This window comes from Pseudomonas sp. G5(2012), from assembly GCF_000408945.1.
In the GTDB taxonomy this organism is placed as follows: Bacteria; Pseudomonadota; Gammaproteobacteria; order Pseudomonadales; family Pseudomonadaceae; genus Aquipseudomonas; species Aquipseudomonas umsongensis.
Window position 1 is genome coordinate 17,259 of the sequence record NZ_APIO01000045.1, and the last position, 16,361, is coordinate 33,619.

Here is a 16,361-nt window from a genome sequence, read left to right on the forward strand (position 1 = left end):
CCGGAGCTGGAACCCGATGGCCTTTTCAGTTTCCAACCGTCTGTTTATGCGGGCCGATCCGGCCTGATTTTAACTACTTCATTTTTGTGGATATCCAATGTCAACCAAACCCACCCTCGCCTTGGCACTGTGCTTCGCTATTACAGGTTGCGCACAGACTCCTAAAAGTGATGTAGACGGCGGCAGCTGGTGGCCGTTCGGGTCTTCCGACAAAGTCGCGGCCAAGGAGCCAGCGCCAGCCCCGGCAGCGCTGAAACCCGTTGCCGCACCGGTTGCCAAGGCTGAGAGTTCCAGCCCTTGGTACTGGCCGTTCGGTTCCGAGGAAGCGCTCGATAAAAAACCAGAAGTAAAACCTGCAGCCAAGCCGGTCGAAGTGGCCAAGGCCAAGGCTGAGGCTGATGCAGATGGCAAGTGGTGGTGGCCGTTTGGTGGCAAAGAGCAGAGCACAGCCAAAGCCGTGCCGATGCCCGATCCGAAAGTCACCCAGGCTTGGCTGGACGACTACGAACCGCGTCTGCGCACAGCGATCAAGGACAGCAACCTGCAACTCGAACGCCGTGAAAACGTATTGGTGGTGACCGCGCCCGTAGAGGGCTCGTTCAACCCGGACCGCCCGGCCATGCTCTTGCCGGTGACGCTCGGCCCGTTCACTCGCGTTGCGAAAATCCTTGAAGCTGACCCGAAGACCGCCGTGCTGGTACTCGGCCACAGCGATACCTCGGGCGCAGCGCCCGCCAATGTGAAGCTGAGTCAGGAGCGTGCGCAGTCCGTGGCGGCGATCTTCCGCCTCAGTGGTCTGCAGCGTGATCGCCTGATGCTGCGTGGCATGGGCGGCGAAGCTCCGCGTGCCGCCAACGACAGCGTTGAGGGCCGCGCCTTGAACCGTCGAGTGGAGCTGTTGGTAACGCCGCAAAACACCATGGTCGCGTTGCTGAGCAAGTACAATATGCCGGCCCCGGCGCCCGTGCGCATGGTCGCAACCCAGGACATCAAACCGGTGGCCAAGCCTGTGACTCCAGCACCAAGCGAAGCGAAGAAAGCGGCTGCACCGGTGGCGAAAAAAGCGCCGGCCAAGAAAGTCGCCAAGGCTCCAGCCAAGAAGGCACCGGCTAAAACCGCAACGCCAGCGAAAAAGACCGCACCGGCCAAAGCCGCTGCCGACGCGACCAAAGTCGCCGCCGATACCACAAAGAAGTGATTCGTTAACCATAAGGATTGCGCCATGACCAAGGCCCTGGCTGATATGCGCCGCGACTACACCCGTGATGGCCTGACCGAGGCGCAAGCCCCGGCCGAGCCGTTTGCGCTGTTCCACCAATGGTTTGCCGATGCGGTGAAAACCGAGCAGGCACCGGTGGAGGCTAATGCCATGACCTTGGCCACTGTCGACCAGGACGGGCGGCCGCATTGCCGCATTCTGCTGCTCAAGGGACTGGATGCGCAGGGCTTCACCTTTTTCACCAACTACGACAGCGCCAAAGGCCAGCAGCTGGAGGCGAATCCATTCGCGGCCATGACGTTTTTCTGGCCGACGCTGGAGCGTCAGGTACGGATTGAAGGTCGGGTGGTGAAGGTCACGCCCGAGGAGTCCGATGCGTATTATCAGGTGCGCCCGCTGGGCAGCCGCCTCGGTGCCTGGGCTTCGCCGCAGAGCCGGGTGATAGCCGATCGTAGCGAACTGGAGTCGCTGCTCAAGGATACCGAGCAGCGTTTCAGCGATACCCAGCCACATTGCCCTGAACATTGGGGTGGGTATCGTTTGCTGCCAGAGCGCATCGAGTTCTGGCAGGGTCGTCCAAGCCGTCTGCACGACCGGCTCAACTATCGTCTGCAGGGCGCCAACTGGATTCTTGAACGTCTGGCGCCTTAAGCAGTCTACCGCTCGGAATAGCTTGCCGCTGCGGCCTCGAGCCACCGCGGCAGGTCTCGACGCTTGATTTTCTGCGCATGAGCGCTTGCCAACTGTTCGAGCATGAAGGCTTTTTTCTGCTCGTCCTTGCCAGCCAGCGCTAATGCCAGGTCACGGTCCATCCAGCGTCTGATGCGCACATATAGCCACCCATGGAAGTACAGTCCAGCGACGGTTGTGACGACAATGATAAAGTAATCCATATAGATCCCTGGTCAGTGGCGCAGTTTTGCAAATAGCCACAACTGTGTGGTGAGCTCGTCAAGGGGCCTGTACAGAGCCTGAATCGAAGCAATTTTCTCCAGGCAAGGCCGTGACAGGCGTTCAGCTGCGGAGTTTAATGGTTACTTGTCCTTTGGAGTTGATGCTATGCGTAAGTCTGTTCTGCTGGTTGCTTCCTTTTCCACCATGGCGATGTTGCTCACTGGCTGCCAATCGAGCTTGACCGGTGACTCCTATTCCCGTGACGAAGCGCGTCGCGTGCAGACGATTCGCATGGGCACCATCGAAGCCCTGCGGCCGGTGAAAATCGAAGGTACCAAGACCCCGATCGGCGGCGCTGCGGGTGCAGTGGTCGGCGGAGTTGGCGGCAGTGCCATCGGCGGCGGCCGAGGCAGTATCGTCGCAGCGGTCATCGGCGCAGTGGCCGGCGGGCTGCTGGGCTCGGCTACCGAAGAAGGCCTGACCCGCACCCAGGGCGTGGAGATCACCGTGCGTGAAGACGACGGCAGCATGCGTGCCTACGTGCAGCAGGTTCAGGAAAACGAAGTGTTCCGCGTCGGCGAGCGCGTGCGTATTGCCACGGTTGATGGCACCAGTCGCGTTTCTCACTAAGCGGTAATACGGGTAAGAGAAAACCCCGACCAGGGTGACTGGTCGGGTTTTTTTTGCGCCGGTTTCCGGCATCGGGCTAAAAATCGTTCTTTAGGGCTGTTTCAATGACTTGCTCGGGTATTAATTCTCGAGCGTCGTCCCCATCACCAAAATATTCGCCGGGCCAGATAAAAAGATCGGAAATACGAGCATCTGGAATATTGAGGGCCAACATTTGCAGCCAAAAGCAGGTGGCGTGTTCCGGGATATCCGCATCCATGACTCTTCGAGCCATTTCGATCATTTCAGGTTGGGAGATATCCTTCAGGCGGCGCTCATAAGGCCCCATCAGGATCTGGCGAACCCAAGTGTCATGATCCTGGGCTTCGTCAATACCTGGAAAATCGAGAGAGGTCAGATCCGTCATAGCCTCTCGATTGAATTGAGCCAGCTGATCCCTGGTCTGATCCTGATTTGCGCCATCAATTTGCGCAGCAAGGTTTGCAAGGCGAGCAACCTTGGTTTCGCAAAGGTGCGGGGGCATCAGTTCCTGACGTAGCGCCATAACCCTCTCCAAAATTGCTGAATTTGACCATGTCTGCATAAAGCAAAAGGCACGGTCACAAATCGCAACGTTAACGAGAAAGGCTTGGGGATTTATGCAGGCAGCTTCCGTAAAGCTCGTAGGAAGAATCCGAAGTTCTGTACGGTTTTTTGTAGGAGCGAGCTTGCTCGCGAAAAACCTGAAAACACCGTTGGGTTTCAGATTTCCCGCATCATCGTTGACGTCCATCGGAACGCCGCCTGGAGCCAGCTTGGTCCTACAGGTGCGCCGTTTGCAGTGCAGGCTTGCGACTCGCCGCAGCCGTGACGGCATAGCCAATCAAGGCCGCCAGAATCGAACCGGTGAGAATCCCCATCCGATCCATCCCCGCATAGTCACTCACGCCTGGCTCAAAGGCCAGCGAACCGACAAACAGGCTCATGGTGAAGCCTATGCCGCAAAGAATTGCGACACCCAGCACCTGGCCCCAATTGGCACCCTGGGGCAGGGCGGCGATGCCGGTTTTCACCGCCAGCCAGGTCAGGCCGTAGACGCCGATTGCCTTGCCCAGAAGCAGGCCAATCGCGATGCCCATTGGCACGTTATGGGTGAAGCTCTCGGCGGTAACGCCACTCAGCGACAGGCCGGCGTTGGCGAAGGCGAACAACGGCAGGATGCCGTAGGCCACCCAAGGGTGCAGCGCGTGTTCCAGTGTCAGCAGGGGCGACGGTTCGGCGTTTTTCGTGCGCAACGGTATGCAGAAGGCCAGGGTCACGCCCGCCAGCGTGGCATGCACACCGCTCTTGAGTACGCAGACCCAGAGGATCAGGCCGATGATCATGTACGGTCCGAGCTTTACCACGCCGAGCCGGTTCATTCCGATCAGCGCCGCGATGCAGGCTGCAGCCAGTGCCAGGGACAGGGTCGACAGCTCGCCGGAGTAAAAAATCGCGATGATGATGATGGCGCCGAGGTCGTCGATGATCGCCAGGGTCATCAGGAACAACTTCAGCGAGACCGGAACGCGTTTGCCCAGCAACGCCAGTACACCCAGCGCGAAAGCGATGTCGGTGGCTGTCGGGATCGCCCAGCCGTTCAGGGCCGGCGGGTTGTCGCGGTTGAGGAACCAGTAGATCAACGCTGGCACGACCATGCCGCCAATGGCGGCTGCGCCGGGCAGGACGATCTGCGACGGCTTGGACAGTTGCCCGTCGAGGACCTCGCGCTTGACCTCCAGCCCGATCAAGAGGAAGAACATCGCCATCAGCCCGTCATTGATCCATAGGAGCAGGGGCTTGGCGATTTTCAGCGCGCCGATCTGGGCGACAACGGGGGTTTCCAGGAGGCCGTTGTACAGCCACGACAGCGGGGAGTTATTGATGATCAGCGCGAGGATAGCCGCGGCGATCAATAACAGACCGCTGGCAGCTTCCAGCTGAAAGAAACGCGTGAACGTGCTACGCAGAGGCACAGTCGCTCTCCATCGATTAGTCAAAAGGTGGCACACCCTAACCCGTACCGTTAGTTGTTAAAACAAAAGTTATATTCTTTTTTGTTATATGTCGTAACAGCACGATTCTGCGGCGAGGTCTTGAGCCTAGCAGTTGCCGGATGCATTGGAACCCAGCTGTATCTGTGCTGGATGTAGGATTTTTCCTAAGCTTGAAGGCTCAGGCTTGTGAAAAGGCCGCCAATTGCCCGATCCATCGAGATAACTACCATGAGCGACATCCGACAGTGGTCCCGCGAAGCCATCCGGATCATCGAAGCCGATTTCCAGCGCAGCGCCGACACTCATCTGATCCCCTTGTCGCTGCCAGGCTTTGCCGGCATCGAGTTGTACTTCAAGGATGAGTCGAGCCATCCCACCGGCAGCCTGAAACACCGTCTGGCGCGTTCGCTGTTCCTGTACGCGCTGTGCAATGGCTGGCTCAAGCCCGGAGCGCCAGTCATCGAGGCGTCCAGCGGTTCGACGGCAATTTCCGAAGCGTACTTCGCGCGTTTGCTGGGGGTGCCGTTCATTGCGGTCGTGCCGGCCAGCACCTCGAAGGAGAAGATTGCGCAAATCGCTTTCTATGGCGGGCAAACGCATCTGGTCACGGACCCTACACAGATCTACGCCGAATCCGAACGCCTGGCGCGCGAACACGATGGCCACTTCATCGACCAGTTCACCTACGCCGAGCGCGCGACCGACTGGCGGGCGAACAACAACATCGCCGAATCGATCTTCCAGCAGATGCGCTTCGAAAAGCACCCGGAGCCGAGCTGGCTGGTGTCCAGCCCCGGTACCGGGGGCACGACGGCGACCCTGGGACGTTACGTACGCTATCGCCAGCACGCCACCCGCGTGTTGTGTGCCGATGCCGAACGCTCGGTGTTTTTCGATTACTACCAGAGCGGTGATGCCAGCCTGCGCCTGGCTCACGGTTCGCGGGTCGAGGGCATTGGACGACCCCGGGTGGAGGCGTCATTCCTGCCCAAGGTCATCGATGCGATGGTCAAGGTGCCGGACGCGTTGTCGTTGGCAGCCATGCATTACCTGGCGAAACGTCTGGGGCGTCATGTCGGCGGATCGAGCGGGACCAACCTGATCGGCGCCTTGATGGCCGCGCAGCAGATGGCTGCAGCGGGGGAGGAGGGGTCGATCGTGGCGATTCTGTGCGACAGCGGCGAGCGCTATGCCACGACGTATTACGATCAGGCCTGGCTTCAGGCCGAGGGGTTTGAACTGGGTGGGTTGATCGATGCGGTGGCGGCGACGGTCGAGCGCGGCGAGGCGCTACCGGCTACGGTGTTGCGCGCCAATATCTGAATTCGTCATGCGCAGAAATCACTGTGGGAGCGAGCCTGCTCGCGAAAGCGGTAGATCAGTCAACATTTCTGTTGAGTGTTAATCCGCCTTCGCGAGCAGGCTCGCTCCCACAAGGGATATGCGTCAGGCCTGCAAGCCCAGGATGTCCCGCGCCACGGCTTCGGCGATGCGAATGCCATCGACACCCGCCGACAGAATCCCACCCGCATAACCTGCGCCTTCACCCGCCGGGAACAGGCCCTTGACGTTCAGGCTTTGCATCGACTCGTTGCGGGTGATGCGCAACGGCGACGACGTGCGGGTCTCGATCCCGGTCAACACGGCATCGTGCAGCGAGTAACCGCGAATCTGTTTCTCGAATGCCGGCAAGGCTTCGCGAATCGCTTCGATGGCGAAGGCCGGCAAGGCCAGCGCCAGGTCACCCAGGGCAACGCCCGGTTTGTAGGACGGTTCAACGCTGCCCAACTCGGTGGACGGCTTGCCGGCGATAAAGTCGCCGACCAGTTGCGCCGGTGCCTCGTAGTTGCTGCCGCCTAGCACAAAGGCGTGGGATTCCAGGCGTTCCTGCAACTCGATACCGGCCAACGGGCCGCCCGGGTAATCGACTTCCGGGGTAATTCCGACAACGATCCCGGAGTTGGCGTTGCGCTCGTTACGCGAGTACTGGCTCATGCCATTGGTCACCACGCGATTTGGCTCGGACGTCGCCGCCACCACCGTGCCGCCCGGGCACATGCAGAAGCTGTAGACGGAACGGCCATTCTTGGCGTGGTGCACCAGTTTGTAGTCGGCGGCGCCGAGTTTCGGGTGGCCTGCGTACTTGCCCAGGCGCGCGCGGTCGATCAGCGACTGCGGGTGTTCGATGCGGAATCCTACCGAGAATGGCTTGGCTTCCATGAACACGCCACGGCCGTGCAACATGCGGAACGTGTCCCGGGCACTGTGGCCGAGGGCCAGGATCACGTGTTTCGAGTGGATCTGCTCGCCGCCATCGAGTTCGACGCCAACCAGTTGGCCGTCCTCGATAAGCACGTCGGTAACCCGCTGCTGGAAACGCACTTCACCGCCCATGGCGCGAATCTGCTCACGCATGTTTTCCACCACGCCTGTCAGGCGGAACGTACCGATGTGCGGTTTGCTGACGTAGAGGATTTCTTCCGGGGCACCGGCCTTGACGAACTCATTGAGGACTTTGCGCCCGATGAACTTCGGATCCTTGATCTGGCTGTAGAGCTTGCCATCGGAGAATGTCCCCGCGCCGCCCTCGCCGAACTGTACGTTGGACTCGGGGTTGAGCACGCTTTTACGCCACAGGCCCCAGGTGTCCTTGGTGCGCTGGCGCACTTCGGTGCCGCGTTCGAGGATGATCGGCTTGAAGCCCATTTGCGCCAGCAGCAAGCCGGCGAAGATCCCGCATGGACCAAAGCCGACCACGACAGGGCGCACACTCAGGTCGGCCGGCGCCTGGCCGACCATTTTGTAGCTGACATCCGGTGCCACGTTGACGTTACGGTCATCGGCGAACTTGTGCAGCACCGAGGCTTCATCGCGAACATCGAGGTCGATGGTGTAGATGAAGCACAGCTCGGAGGACTTTTTGCGCGCATCGTAGCTGCGCTTGAACAAGGTGAAATCGAGCAAGTCATCGCTGGTGATGCCCAGGCGCTGCAGGATGGCAGGGCGCAGGTCTTCATCGGGATGGTCGATTGGCAGCTTGAGTTCGGTGATTCGTAACATGGCAGGATCCGGTTCGCGGGGCGCACAACTGCGCCAGGGCGTTTGAAACCGGCGATTATAAGCCTCAAAGGCTCAGGCCCGTGAGGCTTAAACGATCAGTCGTCGCGCGATCCGCCGAAATACCCACAACCCCGTTGCACCTGGCCGTTGATCCGCAGTTCAGCACTCATGTGCTGGATGCTGCCGGTGCTGTTGTCGACGCAGCGTTGCGGTGCGACCCACAGTTCGATGTGCTGCTGGTTGGCTTCGGTGCTGAGGTTGAAGCGGCCTTCGCCCAATTGCTCCTCGACATAGGGCACGGCCAACGGCGCCTGGCCGGCGCGTTCAAGGACCATGCCTTTGCCGGTGACTCTCACGCTCCACTCAGGGGCATGGCCGGCGGCGCGCAGGATCAGCTTCTTGAAGTCGGGATCGGCACAGGCATTGCCCGAACGCTCGATGCGATACAGCTGTTCGAGGTCCAGTTGCCCGTCGCCGGAGCCGGAAACGATCCGCCCGCGCACATCGGCAAACAGTTTGCCTTGGGCATCGGCCAGGCTCGCGGCCTGTTGCAGGACGCTGGTACCGCCCGTGTCGTTGACCGCATAACGTTTCTGCTCGCCGCACGGCTGGAACAACAGCTTGCCGTCGGCTGCGCTCAATTGGCCCTGCATACGGGCCTGGCCGACGTGGGAAGCGCTTTCCCTCGAGCCATCGAACAACTGGCATGCGGCGAACAGTGGAAGAAGGGCAACGAGGACTAAGGAACGGGCAGCACGCATCTTGGGGTCTCCTGACAAGTGCCGTCACGTTACTCAGCCTGACCGTTCATCACAAGGCTTTAGCCCACGTGAAAGGTCTGACCTGTCTGCAAGCCTTCGACACTCTTTGCGTAGGCCAATGCCACATCGGCCGCCAGAACCGGTTTGAAGCCGCGGAAGTAAGGTGCGTATTTGCCCATGGCTTCGACCAGCACGTTCGGGCTGATCGAGTTGACCCGCAGGCCACGCGGCAATTCGATCGCGGCGGCACGGACAAAGCTGTCCAGGGCACCGTTGACCAACGCGGCGGACGCGCCGCTGCGGATCGGATCGTGGCTGAGCACGCCGGTGGTGAAGGTGAACGACGCGCCGTCATTCGCGAACTCGCGACCGACCAGCAGCAAGTTGACCTGGCCCATCAACTTGTCTTTAAGGCCCAGGGTAAAACTCTCTTCGGTCATTTCATCCAGTGGCGCGAAGGTCACGTTGCCGGCGGCGCAGACCAACGCATCGAACTTGCCCGTTTGCTCAAACAGTTTTCGAATCGAGGCGCTGTCACTGATGTCCACTTGGAAATCACCGCTTTTGCGGCCGATGCGCACGATCTCGTGGCGCGGGGACAGTTCCTTGTCGACGGCCGAACCAATGGTGCCACCTGCGCCGATCAAAAGAATTTTCATGCTGGCTGATCCTCGTATCGATAAGTGAGGCCTCAGTTTAGACTGGTTTTTTCCACGGATAAGCGCGCTAATAGGCAACCTTTGGTTTTCAAATGGAAACAATCCATGAGCGAGATGGATGACCTGGCGGCATTCGCCGTGTTGGTCGAAGCAGGCAGCTTTACCTTGGCGGCGCAGCAATTGGGTTGCAGCAAGGGCCAGTTGTCCAAGCGCATCAGTCAGTTGGAAGCGCAGTTTTCCGTGGTCCTGCTACAACGCACCACGCGACGCTTGAGCCTGACGGCGGCAGGCGCTGCGTTGTTGCCCCAAGCCCAGGCGCTGGTGGTGCAAGTCGAGCGCGCGCGCCAGGCCCTGGCACGGTTGAAGGATGACATGGCGGGCCCTGTGCGGATGACCGTACCTGTGTCGCTTGGGGAAACGTTCTTCGATGGCTTGTTGCTGGAGTTCTCGGCCCAGTATCCCGAGGTGCAGATCGAACTGGAGCTCAACAACAACTACCGCGATTTGTCCCGTGACGGCTTCGATCTGGCGGTCCGCTCCGATGTGGCGATTGACCAGCGCCTGGTGGCGCGCCCGCTACTGGCGTGGCGGGAGTTGACCTGTGCCAGCCCGGCCTATCTGGAGCAATACGGTGAGCCGCAGTCCCCTCAGGCGCTGGCCGGGCATCGCTGTTTGCTCAACAGCCACTACAGTGGTCGGGAGGAGTGGTTGTATCACCAACAACACGAGTTGTTGCGGGTGCGGGTTTCGGGACCGTTCGCCAGTAATCATTACAACCTGTTGAAAAAAGCCGCACTGGCTGGCGCCGGCATTGCCCGCTTGCCGTCCTATGCATTGCCGGCGGAATTGGCTGACGGGCGTTTGCGCTGGCTGCTGCGTGATTATCAGACACGCAGCATGCCGATGTATCTGGTGCATCCGTATCAGGGTGGGCTGCCCAGGCGTACGCAGGTGCTGGCGGATTATTTGATGGGCTGGTTCAAGCGCAGCGGCGAGGCGCTGGACAGGCTCTAAACCATCACGCCCCCCCTGTAGGAGCGAGCATGTCGAATCGTCGCACCGTCGCGATGGTCGTTAACGATAAAGCGGGAAGCCTGATGCCCCGCGGTGGCCTCAGGTTCTTCGCGAACATGCTCGCTCCTAAAGGGGGGGGCGATGTTGTTGAAGTTTGGTGGGCATAAAAAAACGGCCCGCAAAGGCCGTCTTTTTGTTTACCGCAAAGGCTTAGCCACCGAGGTACGCATCGCGCACTTTCGGATCGGTCAACAGCGCTTCACCGGTGCCTGTCATCACCACCCGGCCGTTTTCCAGCACGTAGGCGCGGTCAGCGATTTTCAGCGCCTGGTTGGCGTTCTGCTCGACCAGGAACACCGTTACACCGTCCTTGCGCAGCTGTTCGATGATATCGAAGATCTGCTGGATGATGATCGGGGCCAGGCCCAGTGAAGGCTCGTCGAGCAGCAACAGCTTGGGTTTGCTCATCAGCGCACGGCCGATGGCGAGCATTTGCTGTTCGCCGCCGGACATGGTGCCGCCACGCTGGCTGAAGCGCTCTTTCAAGCGTGGGAAAAGTCCGAGGACCTTGTCCATCTGTTCCTGATAGTCGCCTTTGGCGGTGAAGAAACCACCCATGGAGAGGTTTTCTTCGACGGTCAGGCGGGAAAACACCCGACGACCTTCCGGCACCACGGCAATGCTCTTGCGCATGATCTGCGAAGAGTCCTGCCCGACCAGCTCCTCACCCATGTAGCGGATGCTGCCGCTGTGGGCCCGCGGCGAACCGCACAGGGTCATCAGCAGCGTGGACTTGCCGGCACCGTTGGCGCCGATCAGGGTCACGATCTCGCCCTGGCGGACTTCGACGTTGACGCTGTGCAGGGCCTGGATCTTGCCGTAGAAGGTGGAAACGTTTTCGAACTGCAGCATTTACGCTTCCCCCAGGTAGGCTTTGATCACTTCAGGATTGTCACGGATCTGTTCCGGCGTACCGTTGGCCAGGGGCGTGCCCTGGTTGATCACGACGATGTGGTCGGAAATGCTCATGACCAGTTTCATGTCGTGTTCGATCAGCAGCACGGTGACGTTGTGCTCTTGACGCAACACGCTGATCAGCGCCTTGAGGTCCTCGGTTTCCTTCGGGTTCAGGCCGGCGGCCGGTTCGTCGAGCATGAGGATCCGCGGACGGGTCATCATGCAGCGGGCAATTTCCAGGCGCCGTTGCTGACCGTAGGCCAGGGTGCCGGCCGGACGGTTGGCGAACTCCTTGAGGTTGACCTTTTCGAGCCAGTACTCGGCGAATTCCATGGCCTCGCGTTCGCTCTTGCGGAACCCTGGGGTCTTGAACAGGCCGGACAGGAAGTTGGTGTTCAGGTGGCGATGCTGGGCGATCAAGAGGTTCTCGACCGCGGTCATGTCCTTGAACAACCGCACGTTCTGGAAGGTGCGCACCACGCCCTTGAGGGCGATCTTGTGGCCCGGCAGGCCTTCGATCGGCTCGCCATCGAGCAGGATGCTGCCGCCGCTTGGCTTGTAAAAGCCGGTGAGGCAGTTGAACACGGTGGTCTTGCCGGCGCCGTTGGGGCCGATCAAGGCAACCACTTGTTTCTCTTTCACGCTCAAGGCAACGCCGTTGACCGCCAGCAAGCCGCCGAAGCGCATGCTCAGGTTTTCTACTTTAAGGATCTCGCGGCTCATTTGCGCAGCTCCATGTGAGGACGTTGCATGGGCAGCAGACCCTGAGGGCGCCAGATCATCATCAGTACCATCAAGGCACCGAACATCAACATGCGGTACTCACTGAACTCACGCATCATTTCCGGCAGCAGGATCATTACCACGGCGGCCAGGATCACACCCAGCTGCGAGCCCATGCCACCCAGTACCACGATGGCGAGGATGATCGCCGACTCGATGAAAGTGAAGGATTCCGGCGTCACCAGGCCCTGACGGGCAGCGAAGAAGCTACCGGCGAAACCGGCGAAGCTGGCACCCAGGGTGAACGCCGACAATTTGATCACGGTAGGGTTCAGGCCCAGAGCACGGCAGGCAATCTCGTCTTCACGTAACGCTTCCCACGCGCGGCCCAGGGGCATGCGCAGCAGGCGATTGATGACGAACAGCGCGCCGAGCGCCAGCAACAACGCAACCAGGTACAGGAAAATCACCTTGTTGATCGAGTTGTAGGCGATGCCGAAATACTCGTGGAACGTCTGCATCCCTTCAGCGGCCTTACGTTCAAAGGTCAGGCCGAAGAACGTTGGTTTCTCGATGTTGCTGATACCGTTCGGACCGCCCGTGAGGCCGGTCAGGTTACGCAGGAACAGACGGATGATCTCACCAAAGCCCAGGGTCACGATCGCCAGGTAGTCACCGCGCAGACGCAGCACCGGGAAGCCGAGCAGGAAGCCGAAGGTGGCCGCCATCAGGCCGGCGATCGGTAGGCAGATCCAGAAGCTCAGGCCGTAGTAGTGCGACAGCAGCGCGTAGCTGTAGGCGCCAACGGCGTAGAAACCGACGTAACCGAGGTCGAGCAGGCCGGCCAGGCCGACCACGATGTTCAGGCCCAGGCCCAACATTACGTAGATCAGCACCAGCGTCGCGATATCGACTGCACCGCGAGAGCCGAAGAACGGCCAGACCAGGGCGCCGGCGATCAGCGCGATGATGATCCAGCGCTGAGTGGTAGGCAGGGTCAGGAAGTTGCTGGCCTTGGCTGGGATCAGCGGCATGCTCGGCGAAGAACGCCAGGCCGAGCTGATCTGCTGGTCGAACAGCACACGCAGGAACATCAGTACCGAGCACACCGCGATGGTGATCAGGGTGGCGTCGCTGGTGCCATGAACTTCGAGGTTGATGCCGACGATGGTCAGCTTCAGACCGAGTACCGGGTAGGCCACGGCCCACACCAGCAAAGCGCTGAACAGCGCCTGTTTAAGATTCCTAGTCATACCTTCTCAACCTCCGGACGGCCCAACAGGCCAGTTGGCCGGAACAACAACACCAAAACCAGGAGGCCGAACGCCACGACGTCCTTGTATTGGTCGCCGAAGATATCGGCACCAAAGGCTTCCGCCACACCCAGCACCAGTCCGCCAAGCATGGCGCCCGGAATGCTGCCGATACCGCCCAGTACCGCGGCGGTGAAGGCCTTGAGGCCGACCAGGAAACCGGCGTTCGGGTTGATCACGCCGTACTGCATGCTCAGCAGCACGGCCGCGATGGCCGCCAGCGCGGCACCGATGACGAAGGTCAGGGCGATGATGTTGTTGGTGTTGATACCCAGCAGGTTGGCCATCTTGATGTCTTCGGCACAGGCGCGGCAGGCGCGACCCAGGCGAGAGCGGGAGATGAACAGCGTCAGGCCGAGCATGGCGACCAGGGTCACCACGAACACCACGATTTGCATGTAGGAAATCAGCACTTCATGTGCGCCACCTGGTCCGAAGGCAAAGTTGCCCGGAATCAGGTTGGGGATGGATTTGTCCTTGGAGTCTTGCGCCAGCAGAACCGTGTTCTGCAGGAAGATCGACATGCCGATGGCGGAAATCAGCGGGATCAAACGGTTGCTGCCGCGCAAGGGGCGGTAGGCGATCCGTTCGATGCTGTAGCCGTAGGCACTGGTGACGACGATGGTCGCCAGGAAAGCGGCGGTCATCAACAGCGGAACACTGTCGAGTCCCAGCATGGCCAGCCCGGCGATGGCGATGAACGCCACGTAGGAGCCGATCATGTACACCTCGCCGTGGGCGAAGTTGATCATTCCAATGATGCCGTAGACCATCGTATAGCCGATGGCGATCAGGGCATACGTGCTGCCAATGGTCAAACCATTAACCAGCTGTTGGAAGAAGTGATAGATGTCAGGCATTACAGCGCTCCTAAAAACCTGATACGCATTTCACTGGTGGAGTCATTTTCCCGCCCGGGCCCCGTGGATCTGCATCCACTTCGAATCCGGGATTTGCCAGCGAACCGCTGATGACGGTTTTGAGATTTTCAGGTGGGGAGACTAGCGGATCACGCCAGCACGGCCCAGATACGTTCGTAAAACAAAGCCCACGGCACGCCGTGGGCTTTGTTGGCAGTCAGTCAGGCAGCGCCTTACTGAGGCTTGGCTTCAGTTTTTGGTTTGCCGAAGTGCCACTCGTAAACCACGAATTTGAAGTCTTTCAGGTCGCCCTTCTCGTCGAAGCTCAAGTCGCCGGTAGGGGTCTTGAAGGTGCCTTTGTGGATGGCTTCAGCCACTTTGGCGGAGTCTTCGGACTTGGCCGCCTTGATGCCTTCGGCAATCACTTCCACAGCCGAGTAGGCCGGGAACACGAACGGACCGCTTGGATCTTCTTTCTTGGCCTTGAACGCGTCAGCCAGGGCGATGTTGGCCGGATCCTGGTCGAAGGATTTCGGCAGGGTCACCAGCAGGCCTTCAGAAGCGTCCTTGGCAATCTGCGAGATGGAATCGTTACCCACGCCTTCCGGACCCATGAACTTGGCTTTCAGGCCTTTTTCCTGGGATTGACGCAGGATCAGGCCCAGTTCCGGGTGGTAGCCGCCGTAGTAGACGAAGTCGACGTTGGCTTGCTTGAGCTTGGCGATCATCGAAGAGAAGTCCTTGTCGCCGGCGTTGACGCCTTCGAACACGGCAACCTTCACGCCTTTGCCTTCCAGGGTTTTCTTCACGGCAGAGGCGATACCTTCACCGTATTGCTGTTTGTCGTGCAGCACGGCAACGATTTTCGGTTTTACGAAGTCGGCGATGTAGTTACCGGCGGCAGGGCCCTGGGCGCTGTCGAGGCCGATGGTGCGGAACACCATTTTGTAACCACGGTTGGTGATGTCCGGGCTGGTGGCTGCCGGGGTGATCATGATCACGCCTTCGTCTTCGTAGATGTCCGAAGCCGGTTGAGTGGAGCTGGAGCACAGGTGGCCAACCACGAATTTCACGCCGTCGTTGACGACTTTGTTCGCGACCGCTACCGCTTGTTTTGGATCACAGGCGTCATCGTATTCAACGGCTTCGAGCTTCTTGCCGTCTACGCCGCCTTTGGCGTTGATCTGTTCAATGGCCATTTTGGCGCCGCTGAACTGCATGTCGCCGTATTGGGCTACAGGACCGGTTTTTGGGCCGGCGATGCCGATCTTGATGGTGTCAGCTGCGAACGAATGGCTGGCAACCCCGGCCAGAACCATAGCGGCAAACAGTTTGGAAATCTGCTTAGTAGCCTTAGTCATAGTGCTCCACTCTTACTGTTGTAATTTTTATAGTCCTGGCGCCGTCGGCGGCAGAACCGGGTCAGTATCTACGACATTCCCCGGAAAAGCCCCTCGGCAACTGTACCGGTACAGTGTAGAGCGCCGATTGTCAGCCTGGGAAGCTGGCGCCGGGGGGCAAAACTTGGGGGTGTCGCTTTTTTGAAAGAAAAAGTCAGAATTGCGGCGGGGCTTTGACGGGCTTATACCCAGATTCCGTGCATTCCTTGGCATTCCTGCGCTTTTCATTCGATCCTGCAAATTGCATCTGGGTTTTTCTGCCTGACCACCGACGTTATCATTGCGTCGATTTCTTTTCCGGACCTGACCCATGATTGAAGAACCTAGCACCCTCTATGCCAAGCTGCTTGGAGAAACTGCATCTATTACCTGGAAGGAGTTGGAGCCGTTCTTTGCCAAGGGTGCCCTATTGTGGGTCGACCCCGGCCTTGATTTGATCGCTGCCGCCGAAGCCATGGCGACCGATGACGGCGAGAAAGTGGCCGCCTGGCTGGCTGACGACAAGGTCGCCAAGCTGTCTGAAACGCGGGCGCTGGATCTTTTTGAAAGGGATCCGGAGTTGTGGGCGGTGGTGGTTTCGCCCTGGATCATGATTCAGGAAAAGGCGCAGGCTTGAATGGTTGCACTGTCTTGGTGCGATGGCTTGGCGGAGATAAGTGTGTAGCCGAGTAGCGTGATGGCACGTTGCCGTAGAGAAAGGCCACGCTTCACGGTGACGTAAACGTAACGGGAACAGTTGGGTAGGCAATTAAACGACTGCCCAATTGTTTCGCGCGCGCGCGCCTTCGCGAGCAGGCTCGCTCCCACAGGGATCGCATTTACCCAGAAGGTACGCGGTCAACTGTGGGAGCGAGCC

General features: G+C 59.6%; 17 protein-coding genes. 6 read left to right on the plus strand and 11 right to left on the minus strand.

The window, feature by feature from the left end; genetic code table 11:
• The first annotated feature begins 97 nt into the window (after positions 1-97).
• Positions 98-1,198, plus strand: coding sequence for an OmpA family protein (locus PG5_RS15795; RefSeq protein ID WP_020798110.1), 1,101 nt, complete (start codon positions 98-100; stop codon positions 1,196-1,198).
• Positions 1,199-1,222: 24 nt separating this feature from the next.
• Complete coding sequence (gene pdxH, locus PG5_RS15800) at positions 1,223-1,870, plus strand: pyridoxamine 5'-phosphate oxidase (protein ID WP_020798111.1); 648 nt, start codon at positions 1,223-1,225, stop codon at positions 1,868-1,870.
• Positions 1,871-1,875: 5 nt separating this feature from the next.
• Here pdxH and PG5_RS15805 read toward each other — a convergent pair whose 3' ends face one another.
• Positions 1,876-2,112: a hypothetical protein gene (locus PG5_RS15805; RefSeq protein ID WP_033043204.1), complete on the minus strand. Its 237-nt coding sequence runs from the start codon at positions 2,110-2,112 to the stop codon at positions 1,876-1,878.
• 166 nt (positions 2,113-2,278) lie between these two features.
• Here PG5_RS15805 and PG5_RS15810 point away from each other — a divergent pair, with 166 nt between their 5' ends.
• The gene (locus PG5_RS15810; protein WP_020798113.1) at positions 2,279-2,743 is read left to right on the plus strand and encodes a glycine zipper 2TM domain-containing protein; all 465 of its coding nucleotides are present in this window, start codon (positions 2,279-2,281) and stop codon (positions 2,741-2,743) included.
• A gap of 76 nt (positions 2,744-2,819) precedes the next feature.
• On the opposite strand, the gene PG5_RS15815 is transcribed toward PG5_RS15810, so the two are convergent.
• Both PG5_RS15815 and nhaA read right to left on the minus strand, forming a co-directional pair.
• Positions 2,820-3,515 carry a hypothetical protein gene (locus tag PG5_RS15815; RefSeq protein WP_225441878.1) on the minus strand — a complete coding sequence of 232 codons (696 nt, stop codon included), beginning with the start codon at positions 3,513-3,515 and terminating at the stop codon, positions 2,820-2,822.
• Between the two features lie 28 nt (positions 3,516-3,543).
• Positions 3,544-4,737 (minus strand): Na+/H+ antiporter NhaA, encoded by a 1,194-nt coding sequence (gene nhaA / locus PG5_RS15820; protein WP_020798116.1) that lies wholly within the window; start codon positions 4,735-4,737, stop codon positions 3,544-3,546.
• Positions 4,738-4,986: 249 nt separating this feature from the next.
• Between nhaA and PG5_RS15825 the strand changes: the two genes are divergently transcribed.
• Positions 4,987-6,081, plus strand: coding sequence for a PLP-dependent cysteine synthase family protein (locus PG5_RS15825; protein ID WP_020798117.1), 1,095 nt, complete (start codon positions 4,987-4,989; stop codon positions 6,079-6,081).
• A gap of 123 nt (positions 6,082-6,204) precedes the next feature.
• Here the strand turns inward: PG5_RS15825 and PG5_RS15830 are convergent, their stop codons facing one another.
• From PG5_RS15830 to PG5_RS15840, 3 genes are all read right to left on the minus strand, one after another.
• Positions 6,205-7,818, minus strand: a complete 1,614-nt coding sequence (locus PG5_RS15830) for an NAD(P)/FAD-dependent oxidoreductase (RefSeq protein ID WP_020798118.1) — start codon at positions 7,816-7,818, stop codon at positions 6,205-6,207.
• A 95-nt stretch (positions 7,819-7,913) separates the two neighbouring features.
• Positions 7,914-8,579 carry a COG3650 family protein gene (locus tag PG5_RS15835; RefSeq protein ID WP_020798119.1) on the minus strand — a complete coding sequence of 222 codons (666 nt, stop codon included), beginning with the start codon at positions 8,577-8,579 and terminating at the stop codon, positions 7,914-7,916.
• A gap of 59 nt (positions 8,580-8,638) precedes the next feature.
• Positions 8,639-9,238: a short chain dehydrogenase gene (locus PG5_RS15840; protein ID WP_020798120.1), complete on the minus strand. Its 600-nt coding sequence runs from the start codon at positions 9,236-9,238 to the stop codon at positions 8,639-8,641.
• Positions 9,239-9,343: 105 nt separating this feature from the next.
• On the opposite strand from PG5_RS15840, the gene PG5_RS15845 reads away from it, so the two are divergent.
• Positions 9,344-10,252, plus strand: a complete 909-nt coding sequence (locus PG5_RS15845) for a LysR family transcriptional regulator (protein WP_020798121.1) — start codon at positions 9,344-9,346, stop codon at positions 10,250-10,252.
• Positions 10,253-10,462: 210 nt separating this feature from the next.
• Here the strand turns inward: PG5_RS15845 and PG5_RS15850 are convergent, their stop codons facing one another.
• The 5 genes from PG5_RS15850 to PG5_RS15870 form a co-directional block, all read right to left on the minus strand.
• On the minus strand, positions 10,463-11,164 hold the full coding sequence (locus PG5_RS15850) for an ABC transporter ATP-binding protein (RefSeq protein WP_020798122.1): 702 nt from the start codon (positions 11,162-11,164) through the stop codon (positions 10,463-10,465).
• Complete coding sequence (livG, locus tag PG5_RS15855) at positions 11,165-11,932, minus strand: high-affinity branched-chain amino acid ABC transporter ATP-binding protein LivG (protein WP_020798123.1); 768 nt, start codon at positions 11,930-11,932, stop codon at positions 11,165-11,167.
• Positions 11,929-13,185, minus strand: a complete 1,257-nt coding sequence (locus PG5_RS15860; RefSeq protein ID WP_020798124.1) for a high-affinity branched-chain amino acid ABC transporter permease LivM — start codon at positions 13,183-13,185, stop codon at positions 11,929-11,931. Before PG5_RS15860 ends, livG begins: the two co-directional genes overlap by 4 nt.
• The gene (gene livH, locus PG5_RS15865) at positions 13,182-14,105 is read right to left on the minus strand and encodes a high-affinity branched-chain amino acid ABC transporter permease LivH (RefSeq protein WP_007947264.1); all 924 of its coding nucleotides are present in this window, start codon (positions 14,103-14,105) and stop codon (positions 13,182-13,184) included. Before livH ends, PG5_RS15860 begins: the two co-directional genes overlap by 4 nt.
• 233 nt (positions 14,106-14,338) lie before the next feature.
• Positions 14,339-15,466: a branched-chain amino acid ABC transporter substrate-binding protein gene (locus PG5_RS15870; protein WP_020798126.1), complete on the minus strand. Its 1,128-nt coding sequence runs from the start codon at positions 15,464-15,466 to the stop codon at positions 14,339-14,341.
• A 349-nt stretch (positions 15,467-15,815) separates the two neighbouring features.
• On the opposite strand from PG5_RS15870, the gene PG5_RS15875 reads away from it, so the two are divergent.
• Positions 15,816-16,121 carry a DUF2288 domain-containing protein gene (locus tag PG5_RS15875; RefSeq protein WP_020798127.1) on the plus strand — a complete coding sequence of 102 codons (306 nt, stop codon included), beginning with the start codon at positions 15,816-15,818 and terminating at the stop codon, positions 16,119-16,121.
• Positions 16,122-16,361: the final 240 nt, after the last annotated feature.

Bases quoted from the DNA above. Each gene is read 5' to 3' on its own strand.
- PG5_RS15795 (WP_020798110.1), top strand. From the start codon at position 98: ATGTCAACCAAACCCACCCTCGCCTTGGCACTGTGCTTCGCTATTACA.
- PG5_RS15830 (WP_020798118.1), bottom strand. From the start codon at position 7,818: ATGTTACGAATCACCGAACTCAAGCTGCCAATCGACCATCCCGATGAA.
- PG5_RS15850 (WP_020798122.1), bottom strand. From the start codon at position 11,164: ATGCTGCAGTTCGAAAACGTTTCCACCTTCTACGGCAAGATCCAGGCC.
- PG5_RS15845 (WP_020798121.1), top strand. From the start codon at position 9,344: ATGAGCGAGATGGATGACCTGGCGGCATTCGCCGTGTTGGTCGAAGCA.
- PG5_RS15815 (WP_225441878.1), bottom strand. From the start codon at position 3,515: ATGGACGTCAACGATGATGCGGGAAATCTGAAACCCAACGGTGTTTTC.
- PG5_RS15860 (WP_020798124.1), bottom strand. From the start codon at position 13,185: ATGACTAGGAATCTTAAACAGGCGCTGTTCAGCGCTTTGCTGGTGTGG.
- PG5_RS15805 (WP_033043204.1), bottom strand. From the start codon at position 2,112: ATGGATTACTTTATCATTGTCGTCACAACCGTCGCTGGACTGTACTTC.
- pdxH (WP_020798111.1), top strand. From the start codon at position 1,223: ATGACCAAGGCCCTGGCTGATATGCGCCGCGACTACACCCGTGATGGC.
- PG5_RS15870 (WP_020798126.1), bottom strand. From the start codon at position 15,466: ATGACTAAGGCTACTAAGCAGATTTCCAAACTGTTTGCCGCTATGGTT.
- livH (WP_007947264.1), bottom strand. From the start codon at position 14,105: ATGCCTGACATCTATCACTTCTTCCAACAGCTGGTTAATGGTTTGACC.
- livG (WP_020798123.1), bottom strand. From the start codon at position 11,932: ATGAGCCGCGAGATCCTTAAAGTAGAAAACCTGAGCATGCGCTTCGGC.
- PG5_RS15835 (WP_020798119.1), bottom strand. From the start codon at position 8,579: ATGCGTGCTGCCCGTTCCTTAGTCCTCGTTGCCCTTCTTCCACTGTTC.
- PG5_RS15875 (WP_020798127.1), top strand. From the start codon at position 15,816: ATGATTGAAGAACCTAGCACCCTCTATGCCAAGCTGCTTGGAGAAACT.
- PG5_RS15825 (WP_020798117.1), top strand. From the start codon at position 4,987: ATGAGCGACATCCGACAGTGGTCCCGCGAAGCCATCCGGATCATCGAA.
- PG5_RS15840 (WP_020798120.1), bottom strand. From the start codon at position 9,238: ATGAAAATTCTTTTGATCGGCGCAGGTGGCACCATTGGTTCGGCCGTC.
- PG5_RS15810 (WP_020798113.1), top strand. From the start codon at position 2,279: ATGCGTAAGTCTGTTCTGCTGGTTGCTTCCTTTTCCACCATGGCGATG.